This is a genomic window from Bradyrhizobium sp. USDA 10063, assembly GCF_054063735.1.
Map to the genome: position 1 here is coordinate 7,767,664 of NZ_JBSSGP010000002.1, position 15,917 is coordinate 7,783,580.

The window sequence follows — 15,917 nt, forward strand, 5'->3', positions numbered from 1 at the left end:
GGGTGCTCCGCGACGGCAGCGAACCCCTATGTCCACGGTTCGTGCGCCTCATCGCCTCCGCCAAACGTCGAGGAGGGCGATGACCGTCACGCTTCACGTCTACATTACCTGCCGTGCCGGCCAATCGGCAATGGAAGGCGAAGCCACGCCAGGCGCGCATCGGCACAGCGCGATCCTTCAGGCTGGCGTGCCGGAAGGCGTCAATGTTGTTCCAGTCGAGTGCCTGTCGGCTTGCAGCCAGGGGTGCTCGGTTGCACTCAGCGCGCCGGGACGCTGGTCCTACGTCTATGGACCCCTGTCGGAGGCAAACGCGCCTGTTGCCGGAGCTGCGGCCTATGCGGCGGCGCCCGACGGCATCGTGCCATGGCGCAGCCGGCCAGAGATCTTCCGCAAGCAATCGCTTGCCCGCATTCCACCCATCGCTGTCCTGTCGGAGGCCGCAGAATGAACACGCTCGCCAAGGTCCCGGTCACCGTCGTCACGGGCTTTCTCGGTTCGGGCAAGCCGACCCTGATCCAGCACCTGATTGCCAACGCGAACGGCAAGAAGCTTGCGGTGCTCGTCAACGAGTTCGGCAGCGAGGGCGTGGACGGGGAGATTCTGAAATCCTGCGCGGACGCCGACTGTCCCGCCGAGAACATCGTCGAGCTCGCCAATGGTTGCATCTGCTGCACGGTCGCCGACGACTTCATTCCCGCCATCGAGCAGCTGCTCTCGCGCAGGGTAAAGCCCGACCATATTCTGATCGAGACGTCGGGCCTCGCCCTTCCGAAGCCGTTGCTCAAGGCCTTCGATTGGCCGGAGATCCGTTCAAGGATCACGGTCGACGGCGTGATTGCACTGGCCGACGCCGAGGCGGTGGCGGCCGGCCGTTTTGCGCCGGATCTCGCCGCGGTGGAGGCACAGCGCGCGGCCGATGAAAACCTCGATCACGAGACGCCGCTGTCGGAAGTGTTCGAGGATCAGATCGCGTGCGCGGATATCGTGCTGCTCACTAAGGCGGACCTTGCTGGCGCGGACGGAGTTGAAGCGGCCAAGGCGGCGATCCTCGCCGAAATGCCGCGTCGCGTGCCGATGCTGCCGGTCGTCGACGGTGCAGTCGATGCGCGCGTAATCCTTGGTCTCGAAGCAGCTGCAGAAGACGATCTCGCCGCGCGACCTTCTCATCATGACGGCGAAGAAGAACACGAGCACAACGACTTCGCCTCGGTTGTCGTCGATCTCCCGGAAGTTGCTGACGTCGTTGCCTTGGTCGCATCGATCCGGCGGCTTGCGCGTGAACAGAACGTCCTGCGCGCGAAGGGATACATCGCGGTCGCGGGCAAGCCAATGCGATTGCTCCTGCAATCAGTCGGGGAGCGGGTGCAACATCAGTTCGATATACCCTGGGGCACGCGGCCGAGGCAGTCGAAGCTGGTTGTGATCGGTGAACACAACAATATCGATGAGCCTGCCATCAGGGCGGGACTTGGTGTCTGATGCACGTCGTCTTTCGCGAGAGCCGCGGTCTTGAGGAGACCGCGACGCCTAAGGATCTCGGCCAGGATCCGGCCGACCTTGTTGTGCTCTCGTACTCCGATAGCGATCTCGCCGCTTTCGCTTCCGGCTGGCGCCGCGGCCGCGGCGGCCTGCCGTCGCTGAGGCTCGCAAATCTCGCAGAGCTGCGTCATCCGCTTTCGGTCGACACCTATATCGAGCGGACGGCGTCGCATGCGCGCGGCATCTTGGTGCGCTTGATCGGTGGCGAATCCTACTGGTCATATGGGCTGGCTGCCCTGCATCAACTGGCGAAGGAGCGCGACATCGCGCTTGCGGTGCTTCCGGCCGACTGTCGTGATGACCCGCGCCTGGATGCGTTCTCGACATTGCCCGTCTCGACGCTCCGACACCTGAGGGCCTTGTGCGAAGAAGGGGGAACGATAGCGGCGCAGGCTGCGATCGCCCAACTCGCGCTGGCGTCGGGCCTCCATGCTGGGCGTGCCATCGGTGAGATCGAAATTCCTGAGATCGGTTTCTACGATCCGCGCCGCGGCGCAATCGTACTGCAGCCAACTTCCGACCAGCGGGCAGGCGCATTCGTCACCTTCTATCGTTCCTATCTCACCGCGGCAGACACCGCCCCGGTCGACGCGCTGATTGCAGCATTGCGGCAGAAAGGTTTTGATGCTTACGGCGTGTTCGTCAGCTCGCTGAAGGCTGCTGGCGTGGCGGATTGGCTGAGGGGAAAATTCAAGCAATGCCCTCCCGCTGTGATCGTCAATGCGACCGCCTTCTCCGCGGTCGGAGAAGACGGGACGACGCCTTTCGATGCCGCATCCTGCCCGGTATTCCAGGTCGCGCTGTCGACGGTCCGGCGCGATGATTGGTTGGAATCGCTTCGTGGACTAACGCCGGCTGATCTGGCAATGCATGTGGTTTTGCCGGAGGTTGACGGCCGGCTGTTTGCAGGCGTGGTCAGCTTCAAATCGCCGGGCGAGCGCGATCCCGATCTGCAATTCGCACGCCTGTCGCATAGGCCCGACGACGAACGCGTCAATGCTGTCGTGGATCGAATCGTGGCCTGGCACAGGATCGCGAACAAGCCGGCGGTCGAGAAGCGACTGGCGATTGTGCTCTCGAACTATCCTGGCCGCCCGCACCAGATCGCGCATGCGGTCGGACTCGATGCGCTCGCATCAGTTGAAACGCTGCTGTCCGATCTCGCCGGCGCGGGATACGACGTCGAGGCGGCGGGGGTGCTCGGCAAAACTCTCCTATGCGAGAAATTGACCTGGAAAGTTTGCGATTACCGCACCGAGGTGGCCAGGCTTCCGCGAGAGTTACACGATGATCTCGCAGCCGCCTGGGGCGCGCCGGAAGACGACCCCGCCTGCCGTGGCGGCGAATTTCATTTCGCTGCGATCCGGCGCGGCAAGACGATCGTCGCGCTCCAGCCGGACCGCGGCGACCTGAATGATCGCGACACCGATTATCACGATCTCTCGCGCACGCCTCGCCACGCCTATGTCGCGTTCTATCTCTGGCTCAGGCAGCAAGAGGTCGACGCGGTCGTCCACATGGGCGCGCATGGAACGCTGGAGTGGCTGCCCGGCAAGTCCGTCGCGCTGTCGGCTACTTGCTGGCCGGAAGCGCTGATCGGCGACGTGCCCGTGATCTATCCCTTCATCGTCAACGATCCCGGCGAAGCGGCGCAGGCCAAGCGCCGCATCGGCGCGGTGACAATCGGCCATTTGCCGCCGCCGTTAGCGCGGGCGGCGTTGCCGGAAGGACTGCGCCGGCTCGAGCAATTGCTCGATGAATATTCGACGGCCGATGGTCTTAATCCCGCGCGCCGCCAGCGCCTGATCGCAGCGATCCGCGATGAGGCGCGCGCCGCGGGCTTGGAAGATGATCTCGGCCTTACCGCCTCGATCGCGCCGGCCGAGGCCATTCCCCGGATCGATCGCTTCGTCTGCGATCTCAAGGAAAGCCAGTTTGGCGATGGCCTGCATGTGTTCGGCCGCGGAGCTTGCGGCGAGGCGGAGAAGGGCGCGCTGTTCGATGCGCTCTCCGGGAGGTATGTTGCGCCGGGACCTGCCGGCTCCCCCTATCGCGGGCGCCGCGATGTGCTGCCGACCGGGCGCAATCTGTTCGCCGTGGATCCCCGCGCGGTGCCGACGCCCTCGGCGCACGCGCAAGGTATCAAGCTCGCCGAGGAATTGCTGCGCCGTCACCTGCAAGATCACGGTAACTGGCCGAAGGGGGTCGTGGTTGATCTGTGGGGATCATCGACCATGCGCACCGCAGGCGAAGATTTTGCGATGGCTCTGCACCTTGCCGGCACCGCGCCGCGCTGGGATCAGGCTTCGGGGCGGGTGACGGGCTACGACATCATCGCAACGGCGGTGCTCGGCAGGCCGCGCATCGACGTTACTCTTCACGTGTCAGGGCTGTTTCGCGACGTCTTCTCATCTCTTGCGCAACTGTTCGAGGCGGCGACCGAAGCGCTTTCTGAACTTCACGAGGAGGACAACGAAAATCCCTACCGTCATCGTGCGGCGCGCGTGTTCGGCCCGCGGCCCGGGCAGTATGGGATCGGCATGGCGTCATTGCCGGATGTTCTCACACAAGAGTCACGCAGCACGGCCGGTGAAGCCTGGCTTTCCGCTTCATCCTGGGCGTTCGCCCCCAACGGTGCTATGCGGCCTGATCGCGCCGGCATCGAGGCAAGGCTCATCGCCGCAGACGCCTTTGTCCATGTGCAGGACCTGCCGGAAACAGACCCCCTGTTGGCCGCAGACTATGCGGTGCACCAGGCGGGTGCTGCGGCCGCGGCGGCGCGGTTGGGCACGGTCGCCCCAACACTCTATCACCTCGACGCCACGCGTCCGGATCGGCCGCATGCGCGCTCGTTAAGCGAGGAGCTATCTCGCGTGGTGCGTGGGCGCGCCGCCAGTCCGAAATGGATCGCAGGCATGATGCGCCACGGCTTTCGTGGCGCGGCGGAGATCGCCGCGACGCTCGAGCATATGACCGCTTTTGCCTATCTTGCTGACGCGGTGCCCGCGCATTTGTTCGATCTCTATTACGACGCGACGCTTGGCAACGATGATGTTCGCACGTTCATGGCGCGCGAGAATCCGGCTGCGCTCGCGGCGATCGAGACTTGCTTCACCCGTTTGCATGAAGCTTCGCTCTGGAGAACGCGGCGCAATTCGATTGCGATCGCGCTGCAGGAGGCCTCGTGAGCGTGGTTGCGATCAAGGGCTGGTGCCCCGGCGCCTTGCGGCCGATGCGGTCGGGGGATGGGCTCGTGGTTCGGATCCGTCCGCACGGTGGCGGGCTCGATCCGAAGCAGGCAGCAGGAATTGCGGTGCTGGCCGAGCGCTACGGCAATGGGTTGATCGATCTGACCAGCCGCGCCAACCTCCAAATCAGGGGTGTTACAGATGCAAACCACGGTGCTCTGATCGAGGAACTCTCGCGGCTGAACTTGATCGACCCCGATCCGGAGTTGGAAGCGCGGCGCAACATCCTGGTCACGCCGTTCTGGAGCGCAGGCGATGATACCTGTTCACTCGCCGCAGAGCTTGAGCAGGGGCTTGCGATGGGACCGCGCGGCCTGCCGACCAAATTCGGCTTCGCCGTTGATTGCGGGACACAGCGCGCGCTTTCCAGCGCCTCGGCCGATATCCGCATCGAGCGCAGCCTCGCGGGAGAGCTGATCGTGCGCGCCGACGGTGCGGAGCATGGTCGTCCCGTCACGCCGAGGGAAGCCGTGAAGACCGCACTCGCGCTTGCCGAATGGTTCGTCAACTCCGGCGGAGCCCCGGATGGGCGAGGGCGGATGGCAGCGTATATCCGGGCCGGCGCAAAACCGCCGCACGCGCTTTGTGGCCACGTCAAGCCGGCCCGCAGGATCGCGGTGCCGCGTCCGGGCTTTTATCCGGAAGGCGCGATGGTCGGTGCGGCTTTCGGGCAGCTAACCCGCGCCGCGCTCGCGTATCTTGCCGGATGCGCGCAGAGACTGCGGATGACGCCGTGGCGCATGATTCTGGCGGAAGGCGTGCGGGAAATGCCCCACCGCGATGGCCTCATCACCCAAGCCGAGGATCCGATCCTGCGCGTCGTCGCCTGCAGCGGCGCGCCGGCGTGCCGCGAGGCGCATGCCGATACGCGCGCGCTTGCGGCGGCACTTGCACCCCATGTTGCCGCCGATGCCTGGCTTCACATCTCCGGTTGCGCCAAGGCCTGTGCTCATTCCGGGAATGCCTCGTTCACCCTTATCGCGACCCGCGAGGGATTTGACCTCGTCCGCGGCGGCTCGACCCGGGATGCGCCAGCCTTACGTGGACTGAGCGCCGGCCGCATGATCGCGGATCCTTCCGTTCTAACGGGAACGCGCTGATGCCGCACGTCTATGAGACCAATGGTGCAGAGATCTACCGTCAGTCCTACGCCACCATCCGTGCCGAGGCGGACCTTGAGCGCTTTTCCGCCGACGAGGAGCCCGTTGTCGTGCGCATGATCCATGCGGCGGGCATGGTGGGTCTCGAAGCGCATATCCGCTTCACGCCCGGCATGGCGCGGATCGCGCGGTCCGCGCTACAGAACGGCGCACCTATCCTCTGCGATGCACGCATGGTCTCGGAGGGAATTACGCGCGCGCGCCTGCCGGCCGGCAACGCCATCATCTGCGCGCTCGACGATCCCGCAGTTCCCTCGCTCGCCCAATCCATGCGCAATACGCGCTCAGCCGCAGCGCTGGAGCTGTGGCGCCCGCATCTGGACGGTGCGATCGTCGCCATCGGCAATGCACCGACCGCGCTATTTCACCTCCTCAACATGCTGGAGGATCGCAATTGTCCAAGACCCGCGGCCATCATCGGTTGTCCAGTCGGCTTTGTCGGCGCGGCTGAAGCCAAGGCTGCGCTGATGGCCGATCCACCCGCCCCGGCACTGACGGTCGAGGGACGGCTTGGCGGCTCGGCAATCACGGTCGCCGCCGTGAATGCGCTTGCAAGCCGGAGCGAATAGCCATGGGGCGCATCATTTGTTGCGGTCTTGGGCCAGGCAATCCGGACTTGATGAGCGTGCGCGCCGATCGCGTGGTCCGCGCGGCCAAGCATGTCGCCTATTTCCGGAAGAAGGGAAGGCCCGGCCAGGCCCGGCGCATCGTGGACGGGCTGCTGTCAAAGGACGTCTGCGAATATCCGATGGAGTATCCGATCACCACGGAGATCGCCTTCGATAGTCCGGAATATATTCGCGTTCTTGCCAGCTTCTACGATGAGTGGGCAGAGCGCCTTGCGCGGATCGCCCGCGCAGTCGATATCGTCGTGCTCTGCGAGGGCGATCCCTATTTCTACGGTTCCTTCATGCACCTGCACGTGCGTCTGCAGGGGCGGGTCGAAATAGATGTGATCGCGGGCATTCTCGGAATGACCGGTTGTTGGAATTCGGTCGGCCTTCCCATCGCCCTCGGCGACGACGTGATGACGGTGCTGATGGGCACGCTGCCGGAAGACGAGCTCGAACGGCGCGTGCGCAATTCCGACGCGCTCGTCATCATGAAGACCGGACGCAATCTGAAAAAGGTGCGCCGCGCACTTCAAGCCGCCGGCCGACTTGGCGAGGCATGGCTGATCGAACGCGGCACCATGCCGGGCGAGCGCGTTGCGCGGCTGAAGGACGTGGACGAGGCCGAGTGTCCCTATTTCGCGATCGTGCTCGTGCATGGGCAGGGTCGGCGCATGGATGCCGCCGAATGAAGGGCACATTGACCATCGCGGGACTTGGGCCGGGCGACGAGGCGCTGGTCACGCCGGAAGTTTCCGCCGCGCTCGCCACAGCGACCGACATAGTGGGGTATGCGCCCTATGTCGCGCGTGTCCAACCGCGCGAAGGACTCTCGCTGCATCCGTCGGACAATCGCCTGGAGTTGCAGCGCGCTGGTGATGCCTTGCGCCTGGCATCGGAAGGAGGCCGCGTCGTCATGGTTTCCTCCGGCGATCCCGGCATCTTTGCGATGGCTTCCGCAGTGTTCGAAGCGCTAGAAGACGCGCCGCAATGGCAGGGGCTTGCAATCCACGTTCTGCCCGGTGTGACCGCGATGCTGGCGGCAGCCGCGCGCGCCGGCGCGCCGCTCGGACACGATTTTTGCGCGATCAATCTCTCCGACAATCTGAAGCCGTGGTCGATGATCGAGAGACGCCTGCGGCTTGCCGCCGAGGCCGACTTCGCGATCGCGATGTACAATCCGCGCTCGGCAAGCCGGCCAGAGGGCTTTGGGCGCGCGCTCTCGGTTCTGAAGGAGGCGGGCTGCGGCGAACGGCTCGTGATCTTCGCGCACGCTGTCACGACGCCCAAGGAGCGGATTGAAACTGTGATGCTGCACGAAGCACGGCCGGACATGGCCGATATGCGAACGCTGGTTATCGTCGGCAATTCGGCGACACGCCGCGTCGGCCGCTGGGTCTATGCACCAAGGCATGCCCGATGACCGAGCCATTGCATGACTTCGGCGACGCTTTCCACTCGCGGCCTGTCGGGCAATTCGGGCCTCGTAAGCATGAGAACGGGAACGCCGAGTTCGCGCGCGGCGTCGATCTTGGCACGCGCGCCCGTTCCCCCGGAATTGCGGGCAACGATCCGTTCAATGCCGCGCGCGCGCATCATCTCCAGTTCGCCAGCAAGGGTGAATGGCCCACGCGACACGATGACGTCGACGTCCTGGAACGGCAGCAGTCCATCCGGCGGATCGACAAATCTCAATGTGTAGGCGTGCTGCGGCTTGGCGCTGAAGGCTGCGATGTGCTGCCGTCCGATCGCAAGGAACACCCGCGCGCGGTTCTCCGGCAATGCCGCGACAGCGGAGGCGATGTCCGCGACCTCGATCCAGGTGTCGCCGGCCGCCTTTGCCCAAGGCACGCGCTCGAGCGCGATCAGCGGCGTTCCGGTTGCCTCGCAGGCAGCAATTGTGTTGCGGCTTATCTCGGCTGCGAAGGGATGGGTCGCGTCGACGACATGCGTAATTCCTTCCCTGCGAATATAGTCGGCAAGGCCGCTCACGCCGCCGAACCCGCCGATACGGATCGGCAGCAATTGCCTGGCCGGAGCTCGCGTCCGCCCGGCATACGAATAGACTGCGTCGAGCCCGGCGCGAGCGGCGGCGTCCGCAAGCAAATTGGCATCGCTAGTTCCGCCCAGAATGAGCGCGCGCATCATGGATAATCCCTGGTTGACCATTATCGGCATTGGCGAAGATGGCCTTGCCGGCCTCTCGCAAGCAAGCCGAAAGGCACTAGAGGAGGCCGAGACGGTGTTTGGAGGGGAACGGCATCTCGCGCTGGCAGGCATTACCGGCCGCGGCCGTCCGTGGCCCGTGCCCTTTGATGCGGACTGTGTGTTGTCTTGTCGTGGCCGTCCGACGGCCGTCCTCGCCTCGGGCAATCCGTTCTGGTACGGCGTTGGAACCAATCTCGCGGAGCGGCTGAACAAGAGCGAATGGATCGCACATCCCGCGCCCTCGACATTCTCTCTTGCTGCAGCGCGGCTGGGCTGGCGGCTCGAATCGGTCACCTGTTTGGGACTTCACGTCGCCCCGTTCGAACGGCTGGTGTCTCATCTGGCGCGCAAAGCGCGCATAATTTGTCTCCTGGGCGATGGCAAGTCGGCCACCGATCTGGCCGAATGGTTGACAGCGCGCGGCTGGGGCGAGTCGCGGCTCTGGATTCTCACTGCACTTGGCGGCCCGCGCGAATCCGTGACGCAACAACGCGCCGACGCCTATGTGGCCGATCCGGGCGCGGGTCCGGTGGCAGTTGCGCTCGAAGCCAATGGAAGGGACGGCGTTCCGCGCAGCTCCGGGCTTTCGGACGCGCTCTTCATACATGACGGCCAGATCACCAAGCGGCCGATGCGCGCGCTCGCGCTTTCGGCGCTGGCGCCGAGTCGCGACGAAAGATTGTGGGACATTGGTGCCGGTTCAGGCTCGATCTCCGTGGAATGGGTTCTCTGCGGTGGCACAGCGATCGCAATTGAAGCGCGGGCTGATCGCGCAGCGAATATCCGCAGCAATGCCGCGACCTTCGGTCTGATGCATCGGATCGCCATCGCTGAGGGGACAGCACCGGATATCCTCTCAGGCCTTGAGACGCCGCAAGCCGTCTTCATCGGCGGAGGGCTCGACGCCGCGATGTTCGATGGTGTCTGGTCGCGCATTGAGCGGGGAACCAGGGTGGTTGCGCATGCCGTCACACTAGAGACCGAGGCGCTGCTTTCGGACCTCCAGAAACGCCGTGGCGGCGAGTTGATGCGGATCGAGATTGCGCATGCAGGCCACCTCGGCCGCTACCGGTCCTGGGAAGCAGCGCGACCGGTCATGCAATGGAGTACAGCCAAGTGAAGGTCGCAGGTCTGGGATTCAAGCGGGACGTCACGCTGGCTGCGCTGCGCGAAGCGCTCGCCGCCGCGGGCGGTTCTAGTGGCCTCGCGGCGGTTGCAACGGTCGCCGACAAGGCCGAAACGGCCGCGCTCAAATTGCTGGCGCGCGAACTCAACGTGCCGATCAAGGCCATTCCGGCGAAGGTACTGGCCGGTATTGCCACGTCCACACAGTCCGCAATCATCAAGGCGAAGTTCGGCACGGGTTCCCTGGCCGAAGCCGCGGCGCTGGCTGCGGCTGGGCGTGGGGCGCGCCTTATCTCGCTGCGGGCTGTTTCGCGGGATCGGACGGCGACTGCGGCGATCGCGCAACGGGATGGCGAATGACGGTGCACTTCATCGGCGCCGGACCGGGTGCAGCCGATCTGCTCACCTTGCGCGGACGTGATCTCATCGCCGCCTGTCCGGTCTGCCTCTATGCCGGTTCGCTTGTTCCCGAGGGTGTGCTCGCGCATTGCCCGAAGGAAGCGCGCATCATCAACACCGCGCCGCTGTCGCTCGACAAGATCATCTCAGAGATCGTCACGGCACATCGTGAGGGCAAGGACGTCGCACGGCTGCACTCCGGAGATATCTCGATCTGGTCGGCGATGGGCGAGCAGTTGCGCCGCCTGCGCACACTTCAGATTCCCTACTCAGTCACGCCAGGCGTGCCGGCCTTTTCCGCGGCTGCAGCTGCGCTCCAGGTCGAGCTCACGCTGCCGGGCCTGGCGCAATCCGTCGTGCTGACGCGAATCCCGGGCAGGGCGAGCGCGATGCCTGAAGGCGAAAAACTCGCCACGTTCGCCGCGACCGGCGCGGTGCTCGCCGTCCATCTTTCGATCCATCTACTTGCCAAGCTGATTGATGAGCTCACGCCGGTCTACGGGGTAGACTGCCCGGTCGCGATCGTGTGGCGCGCGAGTTGGCCGGACCAGCGCATCATTCGCGCCACGCTGGGTACACTCGATACTGCGGTTGGCACCGAGCTCGAGCGCACGGCCGTTATTCTGGTCGGCCGCACACTGGGTTCGGAAGATTTCGGAGAGAGTCGCCTGTATGCCGCCGACTATGACCGCCGCTATCGGCCGCTCGGGCCGACGCCGCGCTTTCCGGAAGGCTCCTGATGGCGGCAAGCCTCATCATCTCCGCACCGGCATCCGGTGTTGGCAAGACGACCCTGACGCTGGCATTGGCGCGCGCCTATTGCAATCGCGGGCTGAAGGTCCAGTGCTTCAAGAGCGGGCCCGACTATATCGATCCCGCCTTTCATGCGGCCGCCACCGGGCGCGTTTCCATGAACATCGATAGCTGGGCCATGCGTCGCGAGGCCATCGAAGCGCTCGTCTCGCGCGGTGCTGATGCGGACCTCGTTCTGGCCGAAGGCTCGATGGGCCTGTTCGACGGCGTTGCCGCACCGGGCGTCTCGGGGACCGGCGCTACCGCCGATATCGCCGAGATGATGGGCTGGCCGGTCTTGCTGGTGCTCGATCCATCCGGACAGGCGCAAACCGCCGCGGCTGTGGCCGCGGGATTGCGCGATTTCCGCGCAGGCGTGCGCCTCGCCGGCGTTGTCCTCAATCGCGTCTCCAGTGCGCGGCACGAAAACCTCGTGCGCCGCGCCATGGCAGGCGCTGGCATTGCCGTGTTCGGTGCGTTGCCCCGCCATACAGCAATCACCTTGCCGAAGCGGCACCTTGGCCTGGTGCAGGTGGAAGAGCAGGCCGAGGTCGACGGCCTGGTTGCCGAAGCCGCGCGCTTCGTCACGGATCATGTCGATCTGGATAGCGTGCTGGAATCGGCAATATGCACCTGGACCGCGCCGAGCGCCGCACACGACTTAAACGTCACGCCGCCCGGCCAACGCATCGCGCTGGCGCGCGACGCTGCATTCTCGTTCGTCTATCCGCACATGGTGGAGGCTTGGCGCGCGGCCGGAGCCGAGATCACGATCTTCTCGCCGCTTGCCGATGAGGGCCCTGATGATAGTGCCGACATCTGCTGGCTGCCTGGCGGCTATCCTGAGTTACATGCCGGCCGGCTAGCGGCCAACATACGGTTTCGCGGAAGGCTGCGCGCCTTCGCCGAGACGCGACCCGTGCACGGCGAATGCGGGGGCTATATGGTGATGGGCAACGCCCTGACCGACGGTGATGGCGTTCGCCATGAGATGGTTGGTTTGCTCGGTCTTGAGACGAGTTTTGCCGAGCGTCGCATGCATCTGGGCTACCGGTTTGCGGAGCTCGCTGCTTCGATGCCGGGGCACAAACCCGGCGCACGTCTTCGAGGCCACGAGTTTCACTATTCCACGATCATCGCGCAACCAGATAAAGCTCTCGCTGTCGTGCGCGATGCGACCGGCGCCGTGGTTGCCGAAACCGGTTCGCGGCGTGGTCACGCCACAGGCACGTTCTTCCACCTAATTGCGGAGGAGAGGTGACCGTTTCGTCTCCTTTGTCTCGGTACGCGGCCGCCGATGGCCAACTTTTCGGCCTGCATGTCGACAATCCGGTGAGGGAAGGCCAGCTGACGGGCGTGCCGATCCGGACCGACCTGTCGGTTACGCTGTTCCTTTCGGAGCGGGAGGATTATGACGGCGGCGAGCTCGTCATCGAGGACCTCTATGGCTCCCATGAACTGAAGCTGCCGGCCGGCGATCTCGTACTTTATCCTGCTTCAAGTCTGCATCCGGTCACGGACGTGACACGGGGCACGCGTGTTGCGTCTTTCTTGTTGCAGAGCATGGTACGGGATGCGGGGGGCCGCAGCCTGATCTTCGATCTCGACACCGCCATCCAGGCGTTGGTTCAGCGGCTTGGGCGAGACGATCCTGAAACGGGTCGAATTGACCGGCATCTATCCCAACCTGATCCGTTACTGGGCCGAAGCATGAATGCCTCTCTCATCCGCTCGAGGGGGTCACCGTGATGATGCCGTCGTGGATCCGACTTCGCCCCTTGACGCCTGCTCCGCGAAAGGGGCACACAGGGAAGGCATGGTACTCAACGCGGCGCAACGCGCCGGAGCATAATCGGGAATGGCATAGGGGCCGAGTTGCGGTGCCCGAAGCCCCGGCCGGTCCCGCGACTTAAAGCGGTGCAGGGATCCGATCCGCTATTGGGCAATCATGCCGGGGAAGACCGCACTCCCTGTCGAACCGAGAGCCAGGAGACCGGCCCTGCAAGTTTTGACGCCATGGCCGTCGCGTGTGACGGCAGGAAGGACGTGGACCATGCACATTGAACCGGGGATTGTGACGGGAGCCAAGCTCGTGCTGAGCTACGCTACGGGCGCCGCCGCGGCCAGCTGTACCCTGAAGCTCGCGGTCGATACCGTGCGCGAGCAGGGTGTCGCTTCTTTTGTCGTGCGCACGATTGCAACGACGGCGCTGGTATTTTCGTTCTTCGAGCTGTTCCCGCATTTTCGGGTCGGTGTCTCGGAGGTGCATTTCATCCTCGGCTCGACCTTGTTCCTCTTGTTCGGTACGGCACCGGCTGCACTCGGGCTCGCGCTCGGTCTTCTGCTGCAGGGCCTGTTCTTCGTGCCGACCGACCTGCCGCAATACGGCATGAACCTCACCACGCTGCTGGTGCCATTGTTTGCGGTCCACGCGCTCGCTCAGCGGATCATTCCTCGAAATACGGCCTATGTTGACCTACAATATAGCCAGGCGCTGGCGCTCTCGACGGCGTATCAGTCCGGCATTGTGGCATGGGTCGCGTTCTGGGCGCTCTATGGTGCGGGCTTTGGCGCGTCCAACCTCGCCGACATCGCGACTTTTGCCGCTTCCTACACGTTTGTCATCGTGATCGAGCCATTAGCCGATCTGGCCGCGCTTGCTCTGGCAAAGTCGCTGCGAGGCGTCACAGTCGAGGGCTTCGTCACCCAGCGTCTCCACAACGCCCGCTGACGACCTAGAAAGGCGGACCCGACGGCGGCCTTCGTATCAGTGATGCTGACGCTCTCCCTGATAGGTATCGGTTGCGGCGATCCCGAACAGCTCACGCTCGCCGCGATCCGTGCCCTCAATGCAGTCGATCTCATCCTGATCCCTCGCAAGGGAGCTGTTAAGTCCGACCTCGCCGAGTTGCGGCGGACGATTTGCGCAGAGGTACTCACCAACGATCGGACGCGCATCGCGGAATTCGACCTGCCCGTGCGGGACGCCTGCGTGGCAGATTACCGGAAAGCCGTGGACGAATGGCACGACGCCGTCGCTGCAACCTGGTCGCGAGAAATAGCGAGCCACCTTGGAAACACGGGGCGCGTTGCGCTGCTGATCTGGGGGGATCCTTCGCTCTATGACTCGTCCTTGCGGATCGCGCGCAGGCTCAATCCGTTGCCGACCATCGACGTGGTTCCGGGCATCACATCTATCCAGGCGCTGTGCGCGGCGCATGCGCTGCCGCTGAACGATGTCGGCGAACCCTTCTTAGTTACCACCGGGCGGCGGTTGCGTGAGGGCGGCTGGCCTGATAGCGCCGACACTGTTGTCGTGTTACTGGATGGCGGCGCGGCGTTCCAGTCCTTGAAGCCCAAAGGAATCCACATCTGGTGGGGTGCCTATCTCGGGATGACCAATCAGATCACCATGTCGGGTGAGCTTTCCGACGTGGGGCCTCGCATCGTCGCCGCACGGCAACAGGCGCGCGAGCGACATGGCTGGATCATGGACAGCTGTATCCTGAAACGCAGATCCTGACGTGGCCGTCCATTGCGCCGCCGCACTCGCGCGTCGGGCTCAACTTACCAAGCCGACCGGGGGCACTTGGCCGGCTCGAGCAAATCGCGATTGAGCTTGCCGGTCTGCAACAGTTGAGGCAACCTCGTGCAGCCCGCGTGCCGATCACCATATTCGCTAGCGATCACGGCATTGTTGCTCAGGGGGGCGCGTATCCTCAGGAGGTGACGATCGCCATGATGTCGAATTTCGCCTCGGGCGGAGCCGCGATATCGGTGCTGGCGCGCGAACTATAGCGGTTTTCGCCCGATTTGAATCTGGGGGATTCCCAAACGGTTAGCGATGATGGAGACTGTGTGCATTGATTCTCCTTGCCGGCGGGGGCGGGCGGTGCCGAAGGCCTATTCTTGTGACCTGCGGGAACGCGTTATCGAGGCCGTGGCTGCGGGCGCGTCGCGGCGCGAGGCGGCCGAACGCTTCGAGGTGAGTGTAGCATCGGCGGTCAAGTGGGTGCAGCGCTGGCGGGACGATAACAGCGCCGCTGCGAAGCCGCGCGGCGGAAGCGTTTCGCCGCTCGAAGAGTTCGCAACCGAGATTTTGGCTGTGGTTGCTGAGCATCCAGACCTGACCCTGGTGGAGACGCTTGCAGAGCTGCGCAAGCGGAGAATTCGAACCAGCCGCAGCGCGCTCTGGCGCTTTCTCGACCGTCACAACATCACCTTTAAAAAAAAGCCTGCAGGCTACTGAACGGCAGCGAGAGGACGTTGCGCGAGCTCGCCGACGTTGGATACGAGAGCAAGGTTTTCTTGATCCCGCCCGGCTCGTTTTTATCGACGAGACTGCGGTCAGCACAAATCTGGCGCGGCTCCGGGGGCGTGCGCCAAGGGGTGTCAGGGTGATCGGCGCCGTTCCGCTGGGGTCATGGGAGACCATCACTTTCGTGGCGGCCTTGCGCCACAATAAAATGACTGCCCCGATGGTGATCGAGGGAGCTATGACCGGAGAAATGTTCCTCGCCTATGTTGAGCAGTGCTTGGTTCCAACCCTTCGGCGCAACGACATCGTCGTGATGGACAACTGCCGAGTTCACATGGCGCCTGCCGTTAGGCACGCGATTGAGAAGGCAAAGGCGAGCGTGCGGTATCTCCCGAAATACTCGCCTGATCTTAATCCGATCGAGCTGCCCTACAGCAAATTTAAGGCATACTTGCGTAAGGTCGCGGCACGAACAGTTCCGCATCTCACGCGCGCGATCCGTTCGTTCATCCCACAACTAAGCCCACGCGAATGCACCAACTATTTCGCTCACGCAGGCTATGCTTCTAAATGACAG

At 64.2% G+C, this 15,917-nt stretch carries 15 protein-coding genes, 2 pseudogenes and 1 riboswitch; of the genes and pseudogenes, 16 read left to right on the forward strand and 1 reads right to left on the reverse strand.

From position 1 onward, the window contains the following. Positions 1-79: 79 nt before the first annotated feature. The 7 genes from ACVJGD_RS38510 to cobJ are packed head-to-tail and all read left to right on the forward strand — an operon-like array spanning position 80 to position 7,981. On the forward strand, positions 80-448 hold the full coding sequence (locus ACVJGD_RS38510; protein ID WP_456639071.1) for a DUF1636 family protein: 369 nt from the start codon (positions 80-82) through the stop codon (positions 446-448). After that, positions 445-1,479 (forward strand): cobalamin biosynthesis protein CobW, encoded by a 1,035-nt coding sequence (gene cobW / locus ACVJGD_RS38515; protein ID WP_456639072.1) that lies wholly within the window; start codon positions 445-447, stop codon positions 1,477-1,479. The genes ACVJGD_RS38510 and cobW overlap by 4 nt, the downstream gene beginning before the upstream one ends. Next, a complete protein-coding gene (cobN, locus tag ACVJGD_RS38520) occupies positions 1,479-4,727 on the forward strand; it encodes a cobaltochelatase subunit CobN (protein WP_456639073.1) in 3,249 nt (1,082 codons plus the stop codon). The genes cobW and cobN overlap by 1 nt, the downstream gene beginning before the upstream one ends. Further along, on the forward strand, positions 4,724-5,887 hold the full coding sequence (cobG, locus tag ACVJGD_RS38525; protein ID WP_456639074.1) for a precorrin-3B synthase: 1,164 nt from the start codon (positions 4,724-4,726) through the stop codon (positions 5,885-5,887). Before cobN ends, cobG begins: the two co-directional genes overlap by 4 nt. Then, complete coding sequence (locus tag ACVJGD_RS38530) at positions 5,887-6,516, forward strand: precorrin-8X methylmutase (RefSeq protein WP_456639075.1); 630 nt, start codon at positions 5,887-5,889, stop codon at positions 6,514-6,516. The genes cobG and ACVJGD_RS38530 overlap by 1 nt, the downstream gene beginning before the upstream one ends. A gap of 2 nt (positions 6,517-6,518) precedes the next feature. Beyond that, positions 6,519-7,250: a precorrin-2 C(20)-methyltransferase gene (locus tag ACVJGD_RS38535; protein WP_456639076.1), complete on the forward strand. Its 732-nt coding sequence runs from the start codon at positions 6,519-6,521 to the stop codon at positions 7,248-7,250. Continuing rightward, positions 7,247-7,981, forward strand: coding sequence for a precorrin-3B C(17)-methyltransferase (gene cobJ, locus ACVJGD_RS38540; RefSeq protein WP_456639077.1), 735 nt, complete (start codon positions 7,247-7,249; stop codon positions 7,979-7,981). The genes ACVJGD_RS38535 and cobJ overlap by 4 nt, the downstream gene beginning before the upstream one ends. On the opposite strand, the gene ACVJGD_RS38545 is transcribed toward cobJ, so the two are convergent. Next, positions 7,957-8,706 carry a cobalt-precorrin-6A reductase gene (locus ACVJGD_RS38545; protein WP_456639078.1) on the reverse strand — a complete coding sequence of 250 codons (750 nt, stop codon included), beginning with the start codon at positions 8,704-8,706 and terminating at the stop codon, positions 7,957-7,959. The genes cobJ and ACVJGD_RS38545 overlap by 25 nt on opposite strands. Here ACVJGD_RS38545 and cbiE point away from each other — a divergent pair. The 9 genes and pseudogenes from cbiE (at position 8,705) to ACVJGD_RS38590 (ending at position 15,914) form a co-directional block, all read left to right on the forward strand. Continuing rightward, positions 8,705-9,886, forward strand: coding sequence for a precorrin-6y C5,15-methyltransferase (decarboxylating) subunit CbiE (gene cbiE / locus ACVJGD_RS38550; protein WP_456639079.1), 1,182 nt, complete (start codon positions 8,705-8,707; stop codon positions 9,884-9,886). The genes ACVJGD_RS38545 and cbiE overlap by 2 nt on opposite strands. After that, positions 9,883-10,251, forward strand: coding sequence for a cobalamin biosynthesis protein (locus ACVJGD_RS38555; RefSeq protein ID WP_456639080.1), 369 nt, complete (start codon positions 9,883-9,885; stop codon positions 10,249-10,251). Before cbiE ends, ACVJGD_RS38555 begins: the two co-directional genes overlap by 4 nt. Then, the gene (gene cobM / locus ACVJGD_RS38560) at positions 10,248-11,030 is read left to right on the forward strand and encodes a precorrin-4 C(11)-methyltransferase (RefSeq protein ID WP_456639081.1); all 783 of its coding nucleotides are present in this window, start codon (positions 10,248-10,250) and stop codon (positions 11,028-11,030) included. The genes ACVJGD_RS38555 and cobM overlap by 4 nt, the downstream gene beginning before the upstream one ends. Continuing rightward, positions 11,030-12,343 (forward strand): cobyrinate a,c-diamide synthase, encoded by a 1,314-nt coding sequence (locus tag ACVJGD_RS38565; protein ID WP_456639082.1) that lies wholly within the window; start codon positions 11,030-11,032, stop codon positions 12,341-12,343. Before cobM ends, ACVJGD_RS38565 begins: the two co-directional genes overlap by 1 nt. Positions 12,344-12,360: 17 nt before the next feature. Beyond that, positions 12,361-12,796: pseudogene (locus ACVJGD_RS38570) on the forward strand (Fe2+-dependent dioxygenase); the annotation flags it as partial. 86 nt (positions 12,797-12,882) lie between these two features. Continuing rightward, a riboswitch (cobalamin riboswitch) is annotated at positions 12,883-13,098 on the forward strand. A gap of 37 nt (positions 13,099-13,135) precedes the next feature. After that, positions 13,136-13,813, forward strand: a complete 678-nt coding sequence (locus tag ACVJGD_RS38575; protein WP_456639083.1) for an energy-coupling factor ABC transporter permease — start codon at positions 13,136-13,138, stop codon at positions 13,811-13,813. A 42-nt stretch (positions 13,814-13,855) separates the two neighbouring features. Continuing rightward, positions 13,856-14,605: a precorrin-6A synthase (deacetylating) gene (gene cobF / locus ACVJGD_RS38580; RefSeq protein ID WP_456639084.1), complete on the forward strand. Its 750-nt coding sequence runs from the start codon at positions 13,856-13,858 to the stop codon at positions 14,603-14,605. Position 14,606: 1 nt separating this feature from the next. After that, positions 14,607-14,877, forward strand: a pseudogene (locus tag ACVJGD_RS38585) (nicotinate-nucleotide--dimethylbenzimidazole phosphoribosyltransferase); the annotation flags it as partial. A 52-nt stretch (positions 14,878-14,929) separates the two neighbouring features. Continuing rightward, positions 14,930-15,914, forward strand: a protein-coding gene (locus ACVJGD_RS38590; protein WP_456640512.1) for an IS630 family transposase whose coding sequence is annotated in 2 segments (ribosomal slippage) — positions 14,930-15,324 and positions 15,323-15,914 — 987 coding nt in all. Because the reading frame shifts where the segments join, the coding sequence is not laid out codon by codon here. Positions 15,915-15,917: the final 3 nt, after the last annotated feature.

Bases quoted from the DNA above. Each gene is read 5' to 3' on its own strand.
- ACVJGD_RS38510 (WP_456639071.1), top strand. From the start codon at position 80: ATGACCGTCACGCTTCACGTCTACATTACCTGCCGTGCCGGCCAATCG.
- cobW (WP_456639072.1), top strand. From the start codon at position 445: ATGAACACGCTCGCCAAGGTCCCGGTCACCGTCGTCACGGGCTTTCTC.
- cobN (WP_456639073.1), top strand. From the start codon at position 1,479: ATGCACGTCGTCTTTCGCGAGAGCCGCGGTCTTGAGGAGACCGCGACG.
- ACVJGD_RS38530 (WP_456639075.1), top strand. From the start codon at position 5,887: ATGCCGCACGTCTATGAGACCAATGGTGCAGAGATCTACCGTCAGTCC.
- ACVJGD_RS38535 (WP_456639076.1), top strand. From the start codon at position 6,519: ATGGGGCGCATCATTTGTTGCGGTCTTGGGCCAGGCAATCCGGACTTG.
- cobJ (WP_456639077.1), top strand. From the start codon at position 7,247: ATGAAGGGCACATTGACCATCGCGGGACTTGGGCCGGGCGACGAGGCG.
- cbiE (WP_456639079.1), top strand. From the start codon at position 8,705: ATGGATAATCCCTGGTTGACCATTATCGGCATTGGCGAAGATGGCCTT.
- ACVJGD_RS38545 (WP_456639078.1), bottom strand. From the start codon at position 8,706: ATGATGCGCGCGCTCATTCTGGGCGGAACTAGCGATGCCAATTTGCTT.
- cobM (WP_456639081.1), top strand. From the start codon at position 10,248: ATGACGGTGCACTTCATCGGCGCCGGACCGGGTGCAGCCGATCTGCTC.
- ACVJGD_RS38565 (WP_456639082.1), top strand. From the start codon at position 11,030: ATGGCGGCAAGCCTCATCATCTCCGCACCGGCATCCGGTGTTGGCAAG.
- ACVJGD_RS38575 (WP_456639083.1), top strand. From the start codon at position 13,136: ATGCACATTGAACCGGGGATTGTGACGGGAGCCAAGCTCGTGCTGAGC.
- cobF (WP_456639084.1), top strand. From the start codon at position 13,856: ATGCTGACGCTCTCCCTGATAGGTATCGGTTGCGGCGATCCCGAACAG.